An 18,805-nucleotide genomic window follows, 5' to 3' on the forward strand; every position below is an offset into this window, starting at 1 on the left:
CGGGGACCAAGCGGTGAGCGATGCCCGCTTCGGCGTACGGTAACGAGGGACAACCGGCGATGAAGGGGTGAACAGTGGCGGCTGTGTACGTGGTGGCGATCGACCAGGGGACGACAAGCACAAGGGCGATCGTCTTCAGCCAGGCAGGCACCCCGATTGCGATCGCCCAGCGCGAGCACGCCCAGCTCTTCCCGGCCGCTGGTCACGTCGAGCACGATCCGATCGAGATCTGGACCAACACGGTGGCCGTTCTCGGGGACGCGATTCGGCAGGCGGGGATCGAGACGGCGGATGTCGCGGCCGTCGGCATCACCAACCAGCGCGAAACCGCGGTGGTGTGGGACCGGCACACCGGCCAGCCAATGCACAACGCCCTCGTCTGGCAGGACACCCGCACCCAGAGCATCGTCGACCGACTCGCCAGTGACGGGGGAGTCCAGCGGTTCGCCGAGCAGACCGGCCTGCCGCTGTCTACCTATTTCTCGGCGTCGAAGATCACCTGGATCCTCGACAACGTTCCCGGTGCCCGCGACAAGGCCGCGGCCGGTGACTTGCTCTTCGGCACTACCGACAGCTGGCTGCTCTGGAACCTCACCGGCGGACTGCACGCGACCGACGTCACCAACGCGTCGCGCACTCAGCTGCTCGACATCAGCACGGTGGCGTGGGATGGCGACATCCTGAACGCTTTCGGCATCCCGGAGTCCATGCTGCCCGAGGTGCGCAGCTCGTCCGAGGTCTACGGCACCATCCGCGAGGGGCTCCCGCTGGCCGGGGTGCCTGTGGCCGGCATCCTCGGTGACCAGCAGGCCGCGACCTTCGGCCAGGCCGCATTCGCACGGGGCGAGGCGAAGAACACCTACGGCACCGGCAACTTCCTGATCGTGAATACCGGCACCACCCTGGAGCGTTCGACCAACGGGCTGCTGACCACCGTCGCCTACCGGCTCGGCGACGACCCGGTGCATTACGCGCTCGAAGGCTCGATCGCCGTCACCGGGTCGCTCGTGCAATGGTTGCGCGACAACCTTGGCCTGATCTCGAGCGCCGCCGAGATCGAAGCCCTCGCCCGCAGCGTCCACGACAACGGCGGCGCCTACATCGTTCCGGCGTTCAGCGGACTGTTCGCCCCGTACTGGCGACCCGACGCCCGCGGCGCGATCGTCGGCCTGACCCGCTACGTGACCAAGGCGCATCTGGCTCGGGCGGCTCTGGAATCGACGGCGTTTCAGACCTGGGAAGTGCTCGAGGCGGTCAATGCGGATGCCGCGGTGCCACTCGCGGAAATCAAAGTGGACGGCGGCATGACCGCGAACGACCTGCTGATGCAGTTCCAGGCGGACATCCTCGGCCTGCCGGTCGTGCGCCCCGTGGTCGCGGAGACCACCGCGCTCGGTGCCGCCTACGCGGCCGGACTCGCCACCGGCGTCTGGGGTGGCCTGCACGAGTTGCGCGAGCACTGGAAGGAAGATGCCCGCTTTGTTCCCGGCATGGCGGCCACCGACCGGGATCGGCTGCGCCGCGACTGGCGCAAAGCGGTCACCAAGACCTTCGACTGGGTGGACTGACCGCGCTTCCGCTCGAGTGCGAACCATGCCCCTTAAACCGCGTGAAATCAGGCGACACGCCGTACGTTCACTTCGATTTGCGCGACCCGCCGGATGACCGTAATGTATTCCCTTGTCACCCCAAAGGTGCGGGAAAGCGGAAGAGCTTCCCGGCCTCAAGCGGGACCAAACCACACTCTCAGAACCTCTAGTCATACGGTTCATTCCGGGAGATCAGTGTGCCCAATCTGGGTCACTTGATCAGCCGGAACGGATTTGACTGAGCTGCTGGGAAGTGTAAGATAGAGAAGTTGCCTCGAGGGCAGGCCGGTTGATTACAGACTGGTTGTAACTCGGGTGCGTCCGATCCTTGAGAACTCAACAGCGTGCACAATGTCAAATGCCAAAAACCTCGACTCTAACTTCGGTTAGTGAAGAGATTCCTTTGGAAAACATTTAAACAACAAAGCAAGTCAGTAATGATTTGTTCTGTCAGTTTCAAACTTGTGTCTGGTCCGCCTATTCCGGTGGCTGGGCACACTAGATGTGCCGGATGTTCGCATCCGTGCAATCAAACATTTACGGAGAGTTTGATCCTGGCTCAGGACGAACGCTGGCGGCGTGCTTAACACATGCAAGTCGAACGATGAAGCCGGGTGCTTGCACCTGGTGGATTAGTGGCGAACGGGTGAGTAACACGTGAGTAACCTGCCCCCGACTCTGGGATAAGCGCTGGAAACGGCGTCTAATACCGGATACGACCCGCGAAGGCATCTTCTGTGGGTGGAAAGAATTTCGGTTGGGGATGGACTCGCGGCCTATCAGCTTGTTGGTGAGGTAATGGCTCACCAAGGCGACGACGGGTAGCCGGCCTGAGAGGGTGACCGGCCACACTGGGACTGAGACACGGCCCAGACTCCTACGGGAGGCAGCAGTGGGGAATATTGCACAATGGGCGCAAGCCTGATGCAGCAACGCCGCGTGAGGGACGACGGCCTTCGGGTTGTAAACCTCTTTTAGCAGGGAAGAAGCGCAAGTGACGGTACCTGCAGAAAAAGCACCGGCTAACTACGTGCCAGCAGCCGCGGTAATACGTAGGGTGCAAGCGTTGTCCGGAATTATTGGGCGTAAAGAGCTCGTAGGCGGTTTGTCGCGTCTGCTGTGAAAACTGGAGGCTCAACCTCCAGCCTGCAGTGGGTACGGGCAGACTAGAGTGCGGTAGGGGAGATTGGAATTCCTGGTGTAGCGGTGGAATGCGCAGATATCAGGAGGAACACCGATGGCGAAGGCAGATCTCTGGGCCGTAACTGACGCTGAGGAGCGAAAGCATGGGGAGCGAACAGGATTAGATACCCTGGTAGTCCATGCCGTAAACGTTGGGAACTAGATGTAGGGACCATTCCACGGTTTCTGTGTCGCAGCTAACGCATTAAGTTCCCCGCCTGGGGAGTACGGCCGCAAGGCTAAAACTCAAAGGAATTGACGGGGGCCCGCACAAGCGGCGGAGCATGCGGATTAATTCGATGCAACGCGAAGAACCTTACCAAGGCTTGACATACACCGGAAACGGCCAGAGATGGTCGCCCCGCAAGGTCGGTGTACAGGTGGTGCATGGTTGTCGTCAGCTCGTGTCGTGAGATGTTGGGTTAAGTCCCGCAACGAGCGCAACCCTCGTCGTATGTTGCCAGCACGTAATGGTGGGAACTCATATGAGACTGCCGGGGTCAACTCGGAGGAAGGTGGGGATGACGTCAAATCATCATGCCCCTTATGTCTTGGGCTTCACGCATGCTACAATGGCCGGTACAAAGGGCGGCGATACCGTAAGGTGGAGCGAATCCCAAAAAGCCGGTCTCAGTTCGGATTGAGGTCTGCAACTCGACCTCATGAAGTCGGAGTCGCTAGTAATCGCAGATCAGCAACGCTGCGGTGAATACGTTCCCGGGCCTTGTACACACCGCCCGTCAAGTCATGAAAGTCGGTAACACCCGAAGCCAGTGGCCCAACCGCAAGGGGGGAGCTGTCGAAGGTGGGATCGGTGATTAGGACTAAGTCGTAACAAGGTAGCCGTACCGGAAGGTGCGGCTGGATCACCTCCTTTCTAAGGAGCACGTGCAAGCGCCTCTGTATACAGGGCGACCAACTTGCCAAGTCAGTTCAGGAGCGACTGTCTCCTGCTGGCGCTCATGGGTGGAACATTGACATTGTGACCAGGACCAAACGTGGTCCTCTCAGTACGTCTCCTTGCGGAGGCAGGAACAGAGGGTTGCCGGCGGGCCTGGTCTTTGCACGCTGTTGGGTCCTGAGGGACCGGGCCGGCGGGTGTCTTCGGATACTTGCCTGGACTGCACCTCTGGACCCTTGACCGGTTTCCGACCAAAGTCCGCCTGTTTCGGGTGGGTGTCGGGTTCTGGTGGGGGTACCGCCCGTATTTTGAGAACTACACAGTGGACGCGAGCATCTTAGAAGCAGCCTTTGGGCTGTCTTCGAAATTGATGACTTACCAGATGCCTTCGGGTGTCTGGTGATCATTGGTCAATCTGCATCCTTTCGAGGGTGCCGATCGATTCAAACTCATGTGATTTCAAGTTTCTAAGAGCAAACGGTGGATGCCTTGGCATCTGGAGCCGAAGAAGGACGTAGTAATCTGCGATAAGCCTCGGGGAGCTGATAAACGAGCTGTGAGCCGAGGATTTCCGAATGGGGAAACCCCGCCAGGCGTTGCAAGACGACCTGGTGACTCCCGCCTGAATATATAGGGCGGGTAGAGGGAACGTGGGGAAGTGAAACATCTCAGTACCCACAGGAAGAGAAAGCAACCGCGATTCCGTTAGTAGTGGCGAGCGAAACCGGAACAGGCCAAACCGATCATGTGTGATACCCGGCAGGGGTTGCATGGTCGGGGTTGTGGGACTCCCAACGGCTGCTGCCGCAGCCAACACTCATCGCGCATGGTATAGACGAACAGGTTTGAATGCCTGGACACAGAGGGTGCGATCCCCGTAGTCGAAATGCCGTGTGGGGGTGGGGAGGATCCCAAGTAGCACGGGGCCCGAGAAATCCCGTGTGAATCCGCCAGGACCACCTGGTAAGCCTAAATACTCCCAGATGACCGATAGCGGACAAGTACCGTGAGGGAAAGGTGAAAAGTACCCCGGGAGGGGAGTGAAATAGTACCTGAAACCGTTTGCTTACAAACCGTCGGAGCCTCCTTGTTGGGGTGACGGCGTGCCTTTTGAAGAATGAGCCTGCGAGTTAGTGATATGTGGCGAGGTTAACCCGTGTGGGGTAGCCGTAGCGAAAGCGAGTCTGAATAGGGCGATTCAGTCGCATGTCCTAGACCCGAAGCGAAGTGATCTATCCATGGCCAGGTTGAAGCGCGTGTAAGAGCGCGTGGAGGACCGAACCCACTTAGGTTGAAAACTGAGGGGATGAGCTGTGGATAGGGGTGAAAGGCCAATCAAACTTCGTGATAGCTGGTTCTCTCCGAAATGCATTTAGGTGCAGCGTTGCGTGTTTCTTGCCGGAGGTAGAGCTACTGGATGGCCGATGGGCCCTACAAGGTTACTGACGTCAGCCAAACTCCGAATGCCGGTAAGTGAGAGCGCAGCAGTGAGACGGTGGGGGATAAGCTTCATCGTCGAGAGGGAAACAACCCAGACTACCAACTAAGGTCCCTAAGCGTGTGCTAAGTGGAAAAGGATGTGGAGTTGCACAGACAACCAGGAGGTTGGCTTAGAAGCAGCCACCCTTGAAAGAGTGCGTAATAGCTCACTGGTCAAGTGATTCCGCGCCGACAATGTAACGGGGCTCAAGCACACCACCGAAGTTGTAGGATTCGCATCATTGGTTAGCCTTCGTGGTTCAGCCGTGCGGATCGGTAGGAGAGCGTCGTGTGGCGAGTGAAGCGGCGGAGTGATCCAGCCGTGGACGCCACACGAGTGAGAATGCAGGCATGAGTAGCGAAAGACGGGTGAGAAACCCGTCCTCCGAAAGACCAAGGGTTCCAGGGCCAGGTTAATCCGCCCTGGGTAAGTCGGGACCTAAGGCGAGGCCGACAGGCGTAGTCGATGGACAACGGGTTGATATTCCCGTACCGGCGAAGAACCGTCCCAACCAATCCAGTAATGCTAAGAGCCCGAATCCTCTTGTGAAGCCCTTCGGGGTGGAGCTTGGGGGCTAGCGCTCGACCCTGTGCTGAGGCGGTTAGCGTATTAACAGGTGTGACGCAGGAAGGTAGCCGTACCGGGCGATGGTTGTCCCGGGGTAAGGATGTAGGGCGAACGATAGGCAAATCCGTCGTTCATGTGCCTGAGATCTGACGCATACCCCTCACGGGGGAATTCGGTGATCCTATGCTGCCAAGAAAAGCATCGACGCGAGGTTCCAGCCGCCCGTACCCCAAACCGACTCAGGTGGTCAGGTAGAGAATACCAAGGAGATCGAGAGAATCGTGGTTAAGGAACTCGGCAAAATGCCCCCGTAACTTCGGGAGAAGGGGGGCCTGACACGTGAACGGACTTGCTCCGGGAAGCGTGGTAGGGCCGCAGAGACCAGTGGGAAGCGACTGTTTACTAAAAACACAGGTCCGTGCGAAGAAGCAATTCGATGTATACGGACTGACGCCTGCCCGGTGCTGGAAGGTTAAGAGGAAGGGTTAGCGCAAGCGAAGCTCAGAATTTAAGCCCCAGTAAACGGCGGTGGTAACTATAACCATCCTAAGGTAGCGAAATTCCTTGTCGGGTAAGTTCCGACCTGCACGAATGGCGTAACGACTTCCCAGCTGTCTCAACCGCGAACTCGGCGAAATTGCATTACGAGTAAAGATGCTCGTTACGCGCAGCAGGACGGAAAGACCCCGTGACCTTTACTACAGCTTGGTATTGGTGTTCGGTGTGGCTTGTGTAGGATAGGTGGGAGACTATGAAGCGGGCACGCCAGTGTTCGTGGAGTCATTGTTGAAATACCACTCTGGTCATATTGGATATCTAACTTCGAACCGTGATCCGGTTCAGGGACAGTGCCTGGTGGGTAGTTTAACTGGGGCGGTTGCCTCCCAAAAAGTAACGGAGGCGCCCAAAGGTTCCCTCAACCTGGTTGGCAATCAGGTGGCGAGTGTAAGTGCACAAGGGAGCTTGACTGTGAGACTGACAGGTCGAGCAGGGACGAAAGTCGGGACTAGTGATCCGGCAGTGGCTTGTGGAAGCGCTGTCGCTCAACGGATAAAAGGTACCTCGGGGATAACAGGCTGATCTTGCCCAAGAGTCCATATCGACGGCATGGTTTGGCACCTCGATGTCGGCTCGTCGCATCCTGGGGCTGGAGTAGGTCCCAAGGGTTGGGCTGTTCGCCCATTAAAGCGGTACGCGAGCTGGGTTTAGAACGTCGTGAGACAGTTCGGTCCCTATCCGCTGCGCGCGTAGGAAATTTGAGAAGATCTATCCCTAGTACGAGAGGACCGGGATGGACGAACCTCTGGTGTGTCAGTTGTCCTGCCAAGGGCACCGCTGATTAGCTACGTTCGGAACGGATAACCGCTGAAAGCATCTAAGCGGGAAGCCGGCTTCAAGATGAGATTTCCATCCCTTCGGGGGAGAGGCTCCCAGCCAGACGACTGGGTTGATAGGCCGGATGTGGAAGCGAGGACGAAAGACTCGTGAAGCTGACCGGTACTAATAAGCCGATAACTTGATAATCACCACTCACACCAGTGTTGTAAGGCTGCGGTGTGGGGCTGTTGCTTGCGTCCACTTTGTGGTTCTCGATTTACGGTCGGGAACCGCGCACACAACCACCAAGTTGTGTCCGCGAACGAACATAAATCCATAGTGTTTCGGCGGCCATAGCGAGAGGGAAACGCCCGGTCACATTCCGAACCCGGAAGCTAAGACTCTCTGCGCCGATGGTACTGCAAGGGCGACCTTGTGGGAGAGTAGGTCACCGCCGGACTTCTTTTGTATAAGAGCCCACCAGTTTCTGGTGGGCTCTTTGCATTTAACGCATTTAACAACCTCATCCACCGGTGGTTGAGGAGCGCGCGAGCTTGCGAGCACGCGTCTCGAACCACGGAGCGGGCTACGGCGTCAGGGCTGCGATGGCTCTGCGGGCTCTGCGACGCAGGCTCTGCCGGCGCGGGGCGATCCGGTTGGCTGCGAAGGCGCGGGTCTCGATCAGCAGGTCCAGCTGCTCCTGCTCGCTGCGCGCCTTGCGGGTGTTCACCTCGGCGACGATCGAGCCGTTCCAGCCGGTGCGCACCAGGTGCTCCAGCACTTCGGCGACCGGTTCGTGGCCGCGTCCGGGCAGCAGATGCTCGTCGAACATCCGCCCCTCGTCCATCGAGCCGGAGCCGTCGCAGAGGTGGATGTGCCGCAGCTTCTTACCCATCGCGAGCGTGAACTCGAGCGAGTTCCTCCCGGAGAGCGCTGCGTGCGAGAAATCCAGGGTCATCGAGTCGACGTCCATCGTCGTCGGATCCGGGCTCGGCGCGTACGCCTTCAGGCTCTTGCCGCGCACCTTCCACGGGAACATGTTCTCGACGGCGATCTCCACGCCGTAGGTACCGGCGGTCTGCCGGACGATCCGTTCGAAGTCGCTGGCGTAGGTCGACTGCCAGCGAAAGGGCGGATGGACGACAACCGTGTCGGCTCCGACGGCGGCCGCTAGCTCGGCTGACTTCTCCAGCTTCACCTGCGGGTCGCGACCCCAGACAAAGGTGGTCAGCAGCAGCACCGGCGCATGGATCGAGAGGATCGGCATGCCGAACCGCTCGGAGAGTGCGTTCAAGGCATCCGGATCCTGCGTGACCGGATCATTGGTGACCATGACCTCGAGGCCATCGAAACCAGCAAGGCGCGCAATGCGAAATGCGTGCTCCGGCGAAAGCGGATACACGCATGATGTGCTCATCCCGAGACGAATCATTGGTTCGAGTCTAGGCGGCTCCACTGAACGCGTGGTGGCGTTCAGGTGATCGAGCGGCGCGGGCGGGGGACACACCCGCCCCCTGACGCCGCGCCCAGCTCCCGCCGAAGTCTGTTGATAGCCTGAATGTCGGCCTCCGGAAACGGGTGTGCCGTGCACCCGAGCGAGAGGTCACACTTTATGAGCGAGAGCACAGACGAGAGTTACGACTTCATCATCGTGGCCAACCGGCTGCCGGTAGACCGAGTCGTCGAACCGGACGGCGACGCGTACTGGAAGGTCTCACCGGGAGGCCTGGTCACGGCGCTCGAGCCAATGATGCAGGCATCCGAAGGCGCCTGGGTCGGCTGGGCCGGGCAACCTGAACTCGCGTTCGACCCGTTCGACCACAATGGCATCCACGTGGTTCCCGTTCCCCTCAGCGCCGACGAGATCGAGAAGTACTACGAGGGCTTCAGCAACGACACTCTCTGGCCGCTATATCACGACGTGATCGCGCCGCCGAGCTACCACCGCGTCTGGTGGGACAGCTACGTCGCTGTGAACACCCGTTTCGCGCAGAAGGCCGCAGCCATCGCCGCTCAGGGAGCAACCGTCTGGGTACAGGACTACCAGCTGCAGCTCGTGCCGAAGCTGCTGCGCGAGGCCCGCCCCGACCTGACCATCGGGTTCTTCAACCACATCCCGTTCCCGCCGTACGGCATTTTCTCGCAGCTGCCGTGGCGCCGGCAGATCGTGGATGGACTGCTCGGCGCCGACGTCATCGGCTTCCAGCGGACAGCGGATGCCTCAAACTTCGCGCGCGCCGTGCGCCGACTCCGCGGCTACACCACCCGTGGCAACACCATCTGGGTGCCCGGCGAGCCCTCGCGCAAGGTGACCGCGAAGGCCTTCCCGATCTCGATCGACGCGAACGCCTTCGAGACGTTGGCCCGCGATCCTCAGGTGCAGGAACGCGCCAGGCAGATCCGGAGCGACCTCGGCAACCCGACGACGGTCATGTTGGGCGTGGACCGGTTGGACTACACCAAGGGCATCGGCCACCGGCTCAAGGCATTCGGCGAGCTGTTGTCCGACGGCAAGATCAGCGTCGAAGACGTCGTTCTCGTTCAGGTGGCGAGCCCCAGCCGGGAACGAGTGGAGACCTACCGCCAGCTGCGTGACGAGATCGAGCTCACCGTCGGCCGGATCAACGGCGACTACGGCACCATCAGCCACCAGGCCGTGAACTACCTGCACCACGGGTTCCCCCGTGAGGAGATGGTCGCGCTGTACCTCGCGGCCGACGTGATGCTGGTCACCGCCCTCCGCGACGGGATGAACCTGGTCGCCAAGGAGTATGCCGCGGTGCGTTTCGACGAGGACGGCGTGCTGCTGCTCAGCGAGTTCGCCGGGGCATCCGATGAACTGCGCACGGCCGTTCGCATCAACCCGCACGACATCGACGGGCTCAAAGAGGCGATCCTCGGCGCGATCGCGATGCCGAAGGCTGAACGCCGACGTCGCATGCGAGCGATGCGCAAGCGTGTGATCGAGAATGACGTGGCGCGCTGGTCGTCGAACTTCATCACAGCATTGGAGGCGACGCGCGCGTGACCAGCCTCGACCCTGCCCTCCTCGCCGACCTCGAGAAGCTGGCCGGTGTCGATCGGCTGCTGGTGACCCTCGACTTCGACGGCACGCTCGCCCCGTTCGTGGATGAGCCCGAGCACGCGCGGGCGCTGCCCGCGGCCCATGACGCGGTGCTGCGGCTGCTTCAAACGCAGGGCACGAGAGTCGCGTTGATCTCCGGTCGCGCGCTCGGCAGCCTGGAGATTGTTGCCGGGCTGCCCGATAACACCCTCCTGGTCGGCTCGCACGGGGTGGAACTCCGGCTGGACTCGGAACCGCTGGTCTCTCTCAGCGACGAAGAACTGCGGCAGCGCATGGCGCTTGAGCGGGTGCTGGGCGGCATCGCCGACTCCGTCGACCAGGTCTGGCTGGAAACCAAACCGGCCGGATTCGCCCTGCACACCCGACTGGCGACCGAGGAGAACTCCCGGATCGCGCACCAGATGGCCCTGTCCCAGGTGCAGGCCGAGGTGGAGAACTACACCGTGCGCGAGGGAAAGAACGTGCTCGAGTTCTCGGTCCGCTCCGCCACCAAGGGTGAGGCAATCGAGCACTTGCGGCGGTACACCGAGGCGGACGCCGTCCTCTTCGCCGGAGACGACGTCACCGACGAGGACGGTTTCGCCGCACTTCGCGACGGTGATTTCGGTCTGAAGAGCGGGCCGGGCGAGACCCTCGCCAACCACCGGGTCCCGGGGCCCGAAGACGTCGCCGAGGTGCTGGAGGAGCTCGCGTCGCTGCGCGAATCCCGCAGTCTCGAGGGTTAGTCGTCAAAAGCACCCGTTCGTATCCCGTAAAATAGTCGCAGCGGCAGTGATTTGATCCCGGGATAGCCCCAAGCGACGAGCATTCGCCGCGGCGACGGTCGGGAGGATGCATGTTGATCCTCCTTGCGCTGTTCGGCGTCGTAGCCGCTGTACTGCCAGCCATCACCCGTTTCCTGGGCACTCGCGTATTCTTCGTCGCGGCGCTCATTCCGCTCGCGGCATTCGTCCACGCCGTGCTGATGGGCCCGACCGTGCTCGCCGGTGGGGTCATCACCGAAACCTACGAGTGGATCCCGCAGCTCGGCCTCAGCCTGGCCTTCCGGATGGACACCCTCGGCTGGCTGCTGGCCCTGATCGTGTCGGGCGTGGGCACGCTCGTGCTGATCTACTGCGTGCACTACTTCGATGACGATGAAGACGGGCTCGGCCGCTTCGCGGGCGTGCTGCTCGCCTTCGCCGGCGCGATGTACGGCCTGGTCACCGCCGACGACGTGTACCTGCTCTTCATCTTCTGGGAAGCGACCACCGTCTTCTCCTACCTGCTGATCGGGCACTACACCGGCAAGACCGCCAGCCGTGGAGCAGCGTTGAAGGCGCTGCTGGTCACCACATTCGGCGGCCTCACCATGCTGGTCGGGCTGGTGCTGCTTGCGGTAGAAACCGGCACCACCCTGCTGTCCGAGATCATCGCCGAGGCCCCCGAGGGTGCCCTGATCACGACCGCGATCATCCTGATCCTGGTCGGCGCGCTCTCGAAGTCGGCGATCGTGCCTTTCCACTTCTGGCTGCCGTCGGCGATGGCCGCGCCCACTCCGGTGAGCGCCTACCTGCACGCCGCAGCCATGGTCAAGGCGGGCATCTACCTGATCGCGCGACTGGCACCCGGTTTCGCCAGCACGCCCGGCTGGCAGGAAATCCTGATCGGCACGGGTGTGATCACCATGCTGGTCGGCGGATACCGCGCGCTGCGCCAGTTCGACCTGAAACTACTGCTCGCCTACGGCACCGTCAGCCAGCTCGGATTCCTCGTCGTGATCGTCGGCTACGGCGTCAGGGACACTGCCCTCGCCGGGCTCACGCTGCTGCTGGCACACGCGCTGTTCAAGGCGGCGCTGTTCCTGATCGTCGGCGTGATCGATCACCGCGCCGGTACTCGCGACCTCCGCAAACTGTCCGGGCTGGGTGCCGATGCACCCGCATTTGCGACCATCGCCATCCTCGCGCTCGCCTCAATGGCCGGCCTCCCGCCGCTGATCGGCTTCGTCGCGAAAGAGGCGGTATTCACCTCGCTCCTAGACGAGGCGACGGCAGGCTCCGCGCTTGCCTGGCTCGCCCTGATTGGTGTCGCTGCCGGGTCGATCCTCACCGTCGCGTACAGCCTGCGGTTCTTGTGGGGCGCCTTCGCCCGCAAGCCGGACGTGCCCACGGTGCGTGCCGCGCGGAGGAACATGCCGTTCCTGGTCGCACCGGCAGTGCTCGCGTTCGCCGGCCTCGGGTTCGGGCTTGCCCCCACCGCCGTCGACGGCTGGCTGGACGGGTACGCCGACAGCTTCCCATCCGACGGTTCCGATTACCACCTCGCGCTCTGGCACGGGTGGGAGCCGGCGCTCGCCATTTCGGCGGTGACTTTGCTGTCCGGCATCCTGCTGTTCCTGGCGCGCGCTCGAGTGCAGGCCGCACAGGCGCGCATGCCCGACATGCTCAGCGCGTCTGAGGCGTACTGGCTGATGATGCGCGGCATCGACCGGTCGGCGGCACGAGTCACGGCGCTTACCCAGCGCGGTTCGCTGCCGTTCTACCTCGGCGTGATCCTGCTCGTCTTCGTCGTCTCGATGGGCTTCGCGCTGGGCCGCAACCAAACATGGCCAGACGAGTTCGTGTTGTGGGACCACCCGCTGCAACTCGGCGTCGCCATCATCGGCATCATTGCCGCGTTTGCCGCCACCCGAGCGCAGAAGCGCTTCCAGGCTGTCGTCCTGGTCGGCGTCACCGGCTACGGGATGGCTGCGCTGTTCGCCCTGCAGGGAGCACCCGACCTGGCGCTCACCCAGGCCCTCGTCGAGACCGTCACCCTGGTCGCTTTCGTCCTCGTGCTACGCCGCTTGCCCGCCCGCCTCGGAGAACGTCACGCGTCGGTGCGGCGCGGTCTGCGCGCAGTGATCGCCGTCGCGGTCGGTGTGACGATGGGCGTGATAGCGCTGGTCGCGTCGAGCGTGCGCACTCACGATCCGATCTCGCTGCAGATGCCGCAACTGGCATACGAGGGCGGTCACGGGCGCAATGTCGTCAACGTGATGCTGGTCGACCTGCGCGGCTGGGACACCATGGGTGAGCTGTCGGTCGTCATTGTCGCCGCCACCGGGGTTGCCAGTCTCATCTTCCTGAGCACCCGCACCGACAACCTGCCGCGCGTCTCTCGCCGGGACGCCCGCGAGCAAGTGAAGGAGCGGCTGAAGCGGGTCGCGGATCCGGCCGACACCGCCTACGACCGCGCACCCTGGCTGCTGGCTGGACGCCGGCTCGCCCCGCAGAACCGCTCGATCCTGCTGGAAGTGGTGGTTCGGCTGCTGTTCCACCCGATCATGATCGTCTCGCTGTACTTGCTGTTCGCCGGCCATAACGCGCCAGGCGGCGGCTTCTCTGGCGGCCTGGTCGCCGGCCTCGCGCTGGTGGCCCGCTACCTCGCGGGCGGACGTTATGAGCTCGGAGCGGCAGCGCCGCTCGACGCCGGAAAACTGCTCGGCGCGGGACTCGTGCTCGCGGCCGGAACCGCGCTGGTGCCGCTCTTCTTCGGCGCCGACGCGCTCACCTCAACCTTCTTCGAGTGGGACCTCGGAGTGTTCGGGCACGTGGAGTTCGTAACCTCCACGGTGTTCGACATCGGCGTCTACCTCGTCGTCATCGGGCTCATCCTGGACGTGCTCCGCAGCCTGGGCGCCGAAGTCGACCGGCAGCAGGAAGACGAAGTGCAGGGGGCGAGCATATGACCATCTCACTCGTGGTGATCGCCCTCATGGTGGTGATGTACGCGTGCGGAACCTACCTGATGCTGGAACGCAGCATGACCCGGGTGCTGCTCGGTTTCCTGCTGGTCGGTAACGCCACCAACCTGCTCATCCTCAGCATGTCGGGCGGCTTCGGCGTCGCGCCGATCGTCGCCGACGGCGTTGAAGCCGAGGACATGTCCGACCCGCTGCCGCAGGCCCTCATCCTCACTGCCATCGTGATCACCTTCGGAGTGTCCGCGTTCCTGATGGCGCTCATCTACCGCTCCTGGCGGATGGCGCGCGAGGACGTCGTGCAGGATGACGCCGAAGACATTGCCGTGGGCACGCGCGAAACTACCGCGGAGGAAGAGCCCGACGAGAGCACGGTCAGCGACACCGAGTTCGAGGATGAAGCTGCTGCCGCGGCATCTGCTGCTGCAGCCGATTCCGCTTCGGAGGTGCGCGGATGACGGCGCTTGTTCCCCTCGTAGTGCTGGTGCCGCTGCTCGGCGCCGCCGCCGCGCTGATCGTCGGTCGTCATCGACGCGTACAGCAGCTGATCACCATCGGCGCCCTCACCACCGTGTTGGGCATCAGCATCGCCCTGCTGATCACGGTTGACGCGCAGGGCCCTCTCACCATGGTCGTCGGCGGCTGGGAGGCACCGTTCGGGATCGCGCTGGTGGTGGACCGCCTGTCCGCACTGCTGCTCGTGGTGTCATCGATCGTGCTGCTCGCGGTGCTGCTGTTCTCGGTCGGCCAGGGACTCGCCGACGGCGATGATGAAACGCCGGTGACGATCTACAACCCGACCTATCTGATCCTGGCAACCGGGGTGTTCAACGCGTTCATCGCCGGCGACCTGTTCAACCTCTACGTCGGATTCGAGATCCTGCTGGTCTCCAGTTACGTGCTGATCACGATGGGCGGAACCGAGGCGCGCATCCGGGCCGGTACCACCTACATCGTGGTCAGCCTGGTCTCCTCGGTGCTGTTCCTTGCCTCGATCGCGATGATCTACGGCGCCATCGGCACCGTGAACATCGCCCAGATCTCGGTTCGGATGGACGAGATCCCGGCGGATGTGCGCATCATCCTGCACGCCATGCTGCTGATCGCGTTCGGCATCAAGGCGGCCGTCTTCCCGTTGTCGTTCTGGCTGCCGGATTCCTACCCGACCGCGCCCGCGCCGGTCACCGCGGTGTTCGCCGGGTTACTGACGAAGGTCGGCGTCTACGCGATCATCCGCACCGAGACGATCATGTTCCCGCTGCCGGAACTGAACACGCTGCTCCTGGTGATTGCCTTCCTCACCATGCTGATCGGCATCCTCGGCGCGGTCGCGCAAGCCGACATCAAACGGCTGCTGTCATTCACCCTGGTGAGCCACATCGGCTACATGATCTTCGGTGTTGGCCTCGGCACGGTCGCCGGTCTCACCGCCGCGATCTACTACATCGTTCACCACATCGTCGTGCAGACCACCCTGTTCCTCGCGGCAGGGCTGATCGAGCGACGTGGCGGCAGCACGTCGATCAACCGTCTCGGCGGGCTGCTGCGCTCGGCGCCGTTGATCGGCGTGTTGTTCTTCATCCCTGCCCTGAACCTCGGCGGCATCCCACCGTTCTCCGGATTCATCGGAAAGCTCGGGCTGTTCGAAGCCGGTGCGGCGGCGGCCACGCCGATGGCGTACCTGCTGATCGGCGCCGGCGCGCTGGTCTCGCTGCTCACGCTGTACGCCCTGATCCGGGTGTGGAACATGGCGTTCTGGCGTTCTGCCGAGGAGGTGAAGGACTACGACTCCAGCCTGCTCAAGGAACTCACCGAGGCGCCGCACGGCCTGGTGACCACTCGCACCCGAGCGATTCCGCGGCTGATGACCGTCGCGACCGCGGGTATGGTCGCGGTCAGCATCGCCCTCACCGTGTTCGCCGGTCCGCTCTACGCGCTGGCCGCCCGCGCCGGAGAGAACCTGAACGGTCCCGATGCCTACATCGAGGCCGTCCTTCCGGAGGAGGCCCGATGACCGATCGTCAGGCCACGCCCACTAGGGGAGTCCGCTGGCGGCTGTGGCAGGAGCTTCCGCTCCTGGTCACCCTGGTGCTGCTCTGGATGCTGCTGTGGGGCGAGTTGTCGGTGCTGAACCTGCTGTTCGGCGCGCTGTTCGCGTTCCTCGTCACCCGGATCTTCTACCTGCCGCCGGTTCAGCTTTCCGGCCGGTTCAACCTGCTCTGGTTCGCCGCGTATCTCGGCCGGCTGGCTTACTCGATCGCGATCGCCTCGTTCCAGGTCTCCTGGCTCGCCATCGACTGGCGCAAGAAACCGGTGTCGTCGATTCTGTCGGTGCAGTTGCGCACCCGATCCGACTTCATCACGACGCTCGTCTCGATCACCATCTCGATCATTCCCGGCTCCCTGGTGGTCGACACCGACCGGTCGCGGTCGATCCTCTACCTGCACGTGCTTGACACCGACACTGAGGAAGACAACCGGGCGATGCGCCGCCAAGTGCTGCGGATCGAGAAGGCCCTGGTGCGGGCCCTCGGTTCGAAAGATGACGTGAGGAGGACCGCCGGATGAGCGACATCCTCTACCTGATCATCGGGCTCGTCTTCGCGCTGGCCGCGGTCCTCGCCGTGGTCCGCATCGTGCGCGGCCCGTCGATCATCGACCGAATGATCGCCTCGGACACCCTGCTGACGACGATCATCCTGATCATCGGCGCTGAAATGGTTTACAACGGGCACACCCGCACCATCCCGCTGATGCTCGTGCTGGCGGCCACCGCGGTCTTCGGCTCGATCTCGGTCGCCCGGTACGTCTCCAAGCAGGACCGGCAGGGGAGTGAGGCACCGCATGAATCTCGATGACTGGATCGACCTTGCCGCAGCCATCTGCCTGCTGCTCGGCGCACTGCTGTCGGTGGCCGCCAGCATCGGTTTGCTCCGTTTCCCTGACGCGCTCAGCCGGATGCACGCGGCCACCAAGCCGCAGATCCTGGGCCTGATCTTCGTGATCGCCGCGATCGCCCTGGCCGACCGGCACTGGTCGACCGTGCTGGCGCTGGCCCCCGTGCTCGTCTTCCAGATCTTCACCGCGCCGATCTCGGCGCACATGATGGGCCGGGCCGGGTACCGCACCGGCAACTTCGACCGGAACTACATCCTCGCCGATGACCTCGAGAGTGCCGTCGACCGGGCCACGCGCAACGAGCAGCGAGGCGGCCGGTGAACGGCGAAAGCCACCTCTAGAGGAGTCCTAGACTCTTACCATGCCTGATCAGCCTGACCTGAAGCCCCGTTCCCGCGTCGTCACGGACGGCATCGAAGCCACCACCTCACGAGGAATGCTCCGGGCGGTAGGCATGGGGGATGCCGACTGGGACAAGCCGCAGATCGGCATCGCCAGCTCGTGGAACGAGATCACCCCGTGCAACCTGTCCCTCGACCGTCTCGCGCAGGCGTCGAAGGAGGGCGTGCACTCCGGCGGCGGGTACCCGCTGCAGTTCGGCACCATCTCCGTCAGCGACGGCATCAGCATGGGCCACGAGGGCATGCACTTCTCTCTGGTCAGCCGTGAGGTCATCGCCGACTCGGTCGAGACCGTGATGATGGCCGAGCGCCTGGACGGCTCCGTTCTGCTCGCCGGCTGCGACAAGTCGCTGCCCGGCATGCTCATGGCCGCGGCGCGGCTGGATCTGGCCTCGGTGTTCCTCTACGCCGGGTCGATCGCCCCGGGCTGGGTGAAGCTGACGGACGGCACCGAGAAGGAAGTCACCATCATCGACTCCTTCGAGGCGGTCGGAGCCTGCAAGGCAGGCACCATGAGCCCCGAGGACCTGAAGCGCATCGAATGCGCCATCGCACCAGGCGAGGGCGCCTGCGGTGGCATGTACACCGCCAACACGATGGCGAGCGTCGCCGAGGCGCTCGGCATGAGCCTGCCAGGCTCGGCCTCGCCGGCCGCCGCGGACCGTCGCCGCGACTACTTCGCGCACCGCTCGGGTGAGGCCGTGGTCAACATGCTGCGCCTGGGTATCACCGCCCGCGACATCCTGACCAAGAAGGCCTTCGAGAACGCCATCGCAGTGGCGATGGCCTTCGGCGGCTCCACCAACGTCATCCTGCACCTGCTCGCGATCGCGCACGAAGCCGAGGTCGAGCTCACCATCGACGACTTCAACCGCATCGGCGACAAGGTTCCGCACCTGGGCGACCTGAAGCCGTTCGGCAAGTACGTCATGAATGACGTCGACCGCCACGGCGGTGTTCCCGTGATCATGAAGGCGCTGCTCGACGCCGGCCTGCTGCACGGTGACGCGCTCACCGTGACCGGCAAGACGGTGGCCGAGAACCTGGCCGAGCTGAACCCCGACCCGCTCGACGGCGAGGTTCTGCGCAGCATGGACAACCCGATCCACGCCACCGGCGGCATAACCGTGCTCAAGGGCTCGATGGCTCCCGAGGGCGCGGTCGTCAAGACCGCCGGCTTCGACGCCGAGGTGTTCGAGGGACCCGCGCGCGTGTTCGAGCGCGAGCGGGCCGCGATGGACGCGCTCACCGAGGGCACCATCAACAAGGGCGACGTGATCGTGATCCGCTACGAGGGCCCCAAGGGCGGCCCCGGAATGCGCGAGATGCTGGCGATCACCGCCGCGATCAAGGGCGCTGGCCTCGGAAAAGATGTATTACTCTTGACCGACGGTCGATTCTCAGGCGGCACAACCGGACTGTGTATCGGCCACATAGCTCCCGAAGCGGTGGACGCAGGTCCAATCGCCTTCGTGCGCGATGGTGATCTGATACGGGTCGATATCGCAGCTCGCACGCTTGACCTACTGGTCGACGCCGCAGAGCTGGAAGCTCGCCGAGAAGGCTGGGCTCCACTTCCCCCGCGTTACACCCGTGGTGTTCTCGCCAAGTACTCGAAGCTCGTACGCTCCGCTGCGGAGGGTGCGGTCACCGGGTAGGCG

The 18,805-nt window shown here is 63.0% G+C and carries 11 protein-coding genes and 3 rRNA genes; 13 read left to right on the forward strand and 1 reads right to left on the reverse strand.

The annotated features are described in order from the left end of the window. The first annotated feature begins 74 nt into the window (after nt 1–74). The 4 genes from glpK to rrf all read left to right on the forward strand — a co-directional run bounded on the left by glpK (nt 75) and on the right by rrf (nt 7,496). Nucleotides 75–1,568, forward strand: a complete 1,494-nt coding sequence (glpK, locus tag GO591_RS02755; protein ID WP_157155410.1) for a glycerol kinase GlpK — start codon at nt 75–77, stop codon at nt 1,566–1,568. A gap of 557 nt (nt 1,569–2,125) precedes the next feature. Then, nucleotides 2,126–3,648, forward strand: a 16S ribosomal RNA gene (locus GO591_RS02760). Nucleotides 3,649–4,129: 481 nt separating this feature from the next. After that, nucleotides 4,130–7,243, forward strand: a 23S ribosomal RNA gene (locus GO591_RS02765). Nucleotides 7,244–7,379: 136 nt separating this feature from the next. Next, a 5S ribosomal RNA gene (gene rrf / locus GO591_RS02770) occupies nt 7,380–7,496 on the forward strand. The 16S, 23S and 5S rRNA genes sit together here, the layout of an rRNA operon. A gap of 126 nt (nt 7,497–7,622) precedes the next feature. Here rrf and GO591_RS02775 read toward each other — a convergent pair. After that, nucleotides 7,623–8,453 carry a sugar phosphate isomerase/epimerase family protein gene (locus GO591_RS02775; RefSeq protein WP_232466250.1) on the reverse strand — a complete coding sequence of 277 codons (831 nt, stop codon included), beginning with the start codon at nt 8,451–8,453 and terminating at the stop codon, nt 7,623–7,625. A 195-nt stretch (nt 8,454–8,648) separates the two neighbouring features. Between GO591_RS02775 and GO591_RS02780 the strand changes: the two genes are divergently transcribed. The 9 genes from GO591_RS02780 to ilvD all read left to right on the forward strand — a co-directional run bounded on the left by GO591_RS02780 (nt 8,649) and on the right by ilvD (nt 18,802). Next, a complete protein-coding gene (locus tag GO591_RS02780; RefSeq protein ID WP_157155412.1) occupies nt 8,649–10,064 on the forward strand; it encodes an alpha,alpha-trehalose-phosphate synthase (UDP-forming) in 1,416 nt (471 codons plus the stop codon). Further along, complete coding sequence (gene otsB, locus GO591_RS02785; protein ID WP_232466251.1) at nt 10,061–10,846, forward strand: trehalose-phosphatase; 786 nt, start codon at nt 10,061–10,063, stop codon at nt 10,844–10,846. The genes GO591_RS02780 and otsB overlap by 4 nt, the downstream gene beginning before the upstream one ends. Nucleotides 10,847–10,956: 110 nt before the next feature. Next, nucleotides 10,957–13,833, forward strand: a complete 2,877-nt coding sequence (locus GO591_RS02790; RefSeq protein WP_157155413.1) for a Na+/H+ antiporter subunit A — start codon at nt 10,957–10,959, stop codon at nt 13,831–13,833. Beyond that, nucleotides 13,830–14,303, forward strand: a complete 474-nt coding sequence (locus GO591_RS02795) for a Na(+)/H(+) antiporter subunit C (protein WP_157155414.1) — start codon at nt 13,830–13,832, stop codon at nt 14,301–14,303. Before GO591_RS02790 ends, GO591_RS02795 begins: the two co-directional genes overlap by 4 nt. Next, nucleotides 14,300–15,859, forward strand: coding sequence for a Na+/H+ antiporter subunit D (locus GO591_RS02800; protein WP_157155415.1), 1,560 nt, complete (start codon nt 14,300–14,302; stop codon nt 15,857–15,859). The genes GO591_RS02795 and GO591_RS02800 overlap by 4 nt, the downstream gene beginning before the upstream one ends. Beyond that, nucleotides 15,856–16,413: a Na+/H+ antiporter subunit E gene (locus GO591_RS02805; RefSeq protein WP_157155416.1), complete on the forward strand. Its 558-nt coding sequence runs from the start codon at nt 15,856–15,858 to the stop codon at nt 16,411–16,413. Before GO591_RS02800 ends, GO591_RS02805 begins: the two co-directional genes overlap by 4 nt. Then, nucleotides 16,410–16,703 carry an MrpF/PhaF family protein gene (locus GO591_RS02810; RefSeq protein ID WP_157155417.1) on the forward strand — a complete coding sequence of 98 codons (294 nt, stop codon included), beginning with the start codon at nt 16,410–16,412 and terminating at the stop codon, nt 16,701–16,703. Before GO591_RS02805 ends, GO591_RS02810 begins: the two co-directional genes overlap by 4 nt. Further along, the gene (mnhG, locus tag GO591_RS02815) at nt 16,690–17,064 is read left to right on the forward strand and encodes a monovalent cation/H(+) antiporter subunit G (RefSeq protein ID WP_157155418.1); all 375 of its coding nucleotides are present in this window, start codon (nt 16,690–16,692) and stop codon (nt 17,062–17,064) included. Before GO591_RS02810 ends, mnhG begins: the two co-directional genes overlap by 14 nt. A 40-nt stretch (nt 17,065–17,104) precedes the next feature. Continuing rightward, entirely contained in the window at nt 17,105–18,802 is a 1,698-nt protein-coding gene (gene ilvD, locus GO591_RS02820; RefSeq protein WP_157155419.1) for a dihydroxy-acid dehydratase, read from the forward strand. Nucleotides 18,803–18,805 lie beyond the last annotated feature (3 nt).

The sequence above is a fragment of the Diaminobutyricimonas sp. LJ205 genome, assembly GCF_009755725.1.
Classification (GTDB): domain Bacteria; phylum Actinomycetota; class Actinomycetes; order Actinomycetales; family Microbacteriaceae; genus Ruicaihuangia.

Coding starts and splice junctions, on each gene's coding strand:
- GO591_RS02775 (WP_232466250.1), bottom strand. CDS start 8,453: ATGAGCACATCATGCGTGTATCCGCTTTCGCCGGAGCACGCATTTCGC.
- GO591_RS02780 (WP_157155412.1), top strand. CDS start 8,649: ATGAGCGAGAGCACAGACGAGAGTTACGACTTCATCATCGTGGCCAAC.
- GO591_RS02790 (WP_157155413.1), top strand. CDS start 10,957: ATGTTGATCCTCCTTGCGCTGTTCGGCGTCGTAGCCGCTGTACTGCCA.
- GO591_RS02795 (WP_157155414.1), top strand. CDS start 13,830: ATGACCATCTCACTCGTGGTGATCGCCCTCATGGTGGTGATGTACGCG.
- GO591_RS02800 (WP_157155415.1), top strand. CDS start 14,300: ATGACGGCGCTTGTTCCCCTCGTAGTGCTGGTGCCGCTGCTCGGCGCC.
- GO591_RS02805 (WP_157155416.1), top strand. CDS start 15,856: ATGACCGATCGTCAGGCCACGCCCACTAGGGGAGTCCGCTGGCGGCTG.
- GO591_RS02810 (WP_157155417.1), top strand. CDS start 16,410: ATGAGCGACATCCTCTACCTGATCATCGGGCTCGTCTTCGCGCTGGCC.
- mnhG (WP_157155418.1), top strand. CDS start 16,690: ATGAATCTCGATGACTGGATCGACCTTGCCGCAGCCATCTGCCTGCTG.
- ilvD (WP_157155419.1), top strand. CDS start 17,105: ATGCCTGATCAGCCTGACCTGAAGCCCCGTTCCCGCGTCGTCACGGAC.